The organism is Streptomyces calidiresistens (genome assembly GCF_014141525.1).
Classification (GTDB): domain Bacteria; phylum Actinomycetota; class Actinomycetes; order Streptomycetales; family Streptomycetaceae; genus Streptomyces; species Streptomyces calidiresistens.
The window spans coordinates 1-2,287 of record NZ_VKHS01000821.1 but is presented as its reverse complement, the minus strand read 5'-3'; the positions used below and the strand labels follow the sequence as shown (position 1 = coordinate 2,287).

3 protein-coding genes are annotated in these 2,287 nt (G+C 73.5%); 1 reads left to right on the top strand and 2 read right to left on the bottom strand.

Annotated elements, in window-relative coordinates; all coding sequences use genetic code 11:
- Positions 1-351 (top strand): DUF1206 domain-containing protein (locus FOE67_RS23130; protein ID WP_182666779.1); only part of this gene is annotated, 351 nt, incomplete at its 5' end.
- A gap of 38 nt (positions 352-389) precedes the next feature.
- On the opposite strand, the gene FOE67_RS23125 is transcribed toward FOE67_RS23130, so the two are convergent.
- Positions 390-1,613: a cation:proton antiporter domain-containing protein gene (locus FOE67_RS23125; RefSeq protein ID WP_182666778.1), complete on the bottom strand. Its 1,224-nt coding sequence runs from the start codon at positions 1,611-1,613 to the stop codon at positions 390-392.
- Between the two features lie 105 nt (positions 1,614-1,718).
- Positions 1,719-2,159 (bottom strand): response regulator, encoded by a 441-nt coding sequence (locus FOE67_RS23120; RefSeq protein ID WP_182666777.1) that lies wholly within the window; start codon positions 2,157-2,159, stop codon positions 1,719-1,721.
- Between the last annotated feature and the right edge of the window lie 128 nt (positions 2,160-2,287).

The window sequence follows — 2,287 nt, the reverse complement described above, 5'->3', positions numbered from 1 at the left end:
GGTATCGCGGGCCTGGCGGTGATCGGCGCCGGCGGGTTGTTCGTGGTGCGGGCGGTGGGGATGAAACACCGCGAGCGTCTGCGGGCCGACCTCCGGGGGGGCGCGCGGCGGCTGGTGGACGTGTTGGCGGTGGGCGGTGGAACGGCCCGGGGACTGGTCTTCGCCACCGTGGGGGTCTTCGTGATCCGCGCGGCGGTGCGGTTCGACCCGGACGAGGCGAAAGGGCTGGATGACGCGCTGCGCTCGCTGGCGGACGCCCCCGCGGGGCCGTGGCTGCTGACGGCCGTGGCGCTGGGGCTCACCCTGTTCGGTGGGTTCGCGATCGCCATGGCCCGGTGGCAGAGGATGTGAGGCCCGGAGCCCGGGACGCCCACCGGCGCACGGGGGCGTCACGGGGAGGGGTCCGGCGAGCGAAGGGCGGCACGCCGGTAGAGCAGGACCCCGGGCGCCGTGGTGATCCCGTGGACCACGGTGCTGGCCGCCACCACCAGGGTTCCGGCGGCCAGGACCCGCGGATCGGCGCCGAGCCGCTGGGCCTCGGCGCACAGGTAGAAGAGCGCGGAGACGCCCATGGGCCCGAACCACCCCAGGAAGACGGCGTCGCGCGTGCGCAGGTCGAGGGGGCGGGCCAGCAGGAGGAGGATCGGAAGGCGGCGCAGCAGCAGCACGCCGCCGACCAGGGCCAGACCGTTGCCCCATCCGAGTTCGGCCCACTCGTCCCAGGGGAGCATGGCACCGAGCAGCACGAAGAGGGGCAGGACGAGGAAGGTGTTGACCGTTTCGTCGATCCTGGCCTCCTCCGCCCGTTCGGCGGCCGGCCCGGTGGCGTTGAAGGCCAGACCGGCGGCGAAGACGGCGAGGATCCCGTCCATGCGGAGCAGGCCGGAGACACCGAGGACGAGGAGGGCCAGCAGCAGGGTGTAGACGAGGGCGGGGCCGGACTCGACCTCCCGCCGACGCTCGGCGCCCCGCAGCAGTCGGCCTCCCGCCGCGCCCGAGAGACCACCGAGGACGACCCCGCCGAGCACCTGCCACAGTGCCTCGCCCGCGGCCGACGGGCCGCTCAACGATCCGGCGACGGCCACGGCGGCGAGGACCAGGGGCAGTGCCAGTCCGTCGTTCGCCCCGGACTCCAGGGAGAGCAGTTGGCGGGTGCGCGCGGGGACCCGGCCCTCGGCGAACCCGCCGGTGGCGACGCCCGAGGCGAGGACCGGGTCGGTGGGGCACAGCGCGGCACCGAGCAGGAACGCGGCCGTCAGACCGATGACGGGGACGGCCGCTGCCACCACCGTCGTGGTCGCCGCCATTCCCACCATGGCGACGAGGACGAGCAGGGCCACCGGCCGGGCCCGGGCGCGTACGTCCCGGAGGGGGTACCGCAGGGCCACGGCCATCACGGAGACGGCCAACAGCAGGCGGGACGCCTCGTGCACCTCCTCCGTGGCCTCCACCACCGTCGGCGGCGAGATGGCGCCCGTGACCGCCGGGCCGAGGACCACCCCCGTCACCAGGGCGAGCAGCGGCGCGCTGAGCGGGACCCGCTGGAGGCGGGCGGAGAGGACCGCCACCGCCACCGCGAGGGCGCCGACCGCGGCGAGGAACACGTCCGACATGGTGGGCGGGTGCCCCCGGGCGCGGGCCGGCATGTCCGCGTGCCGGCAGGGACACCCGGATGGTCCCGACCGCCGGCCACGACGGGACCGGCGGTCGGTGATCGGTCAGCGCCCGGGCAGGCGGACGACCTGGACGAAGAAGTCGTCGATCTGACGGACCGCGGCGATGAACTGGTCGAGGTCCACGGGCTTGGTGACGTAGGCGTTGGCGTGCAGCTTGTAGCTGCGCAGGATGTCCTCCTCCGCGGCGGAGGTGGTCAGCACCACCACGGGGATGTGGGCCAGGTCGGCATCGGACTTGATCTGCTGGAGCACCTGGCGTCCGTCGTACTTGGGCAGGTTGAGGTCCAACAGGATCAGGTCGGGGCGGGGCGCGTCCGGATGGGCGCCGCGCCGGTAGAGGAAGTCGAGGGCCTCCTCCCCGTCGCGGACGACGTGGAGGGTGTTGCCGATCTTGTTGTCCTCGAATGCCTCGCGGGTCATGAGTTCGTCGCCCGGATCGTCCTCGACGAGGAGAACATCGATGGGTTCGGCGCTGGATGTCACGAGGAGGACCCTTCCGGGGCGGCGGCGGCCGATGTCGGCACGGCGGCGGGCGACGGGGCTTGGTGACGTAGGCGTTGGCGTGCAGCTTGTAGCTGCGCAGGATGTCCTCCCTGTCTCTGATACACAAA

Coding starts and splice junctions, on each gene's coding strand:
- FOE67_RS23125 (WP_182666778.1), bottom strand. CDS start 1,613: ATGTCGGACGTGTTCCTCGCCGCGGTCGGCGCCCTCGCGGTGGCGGTG.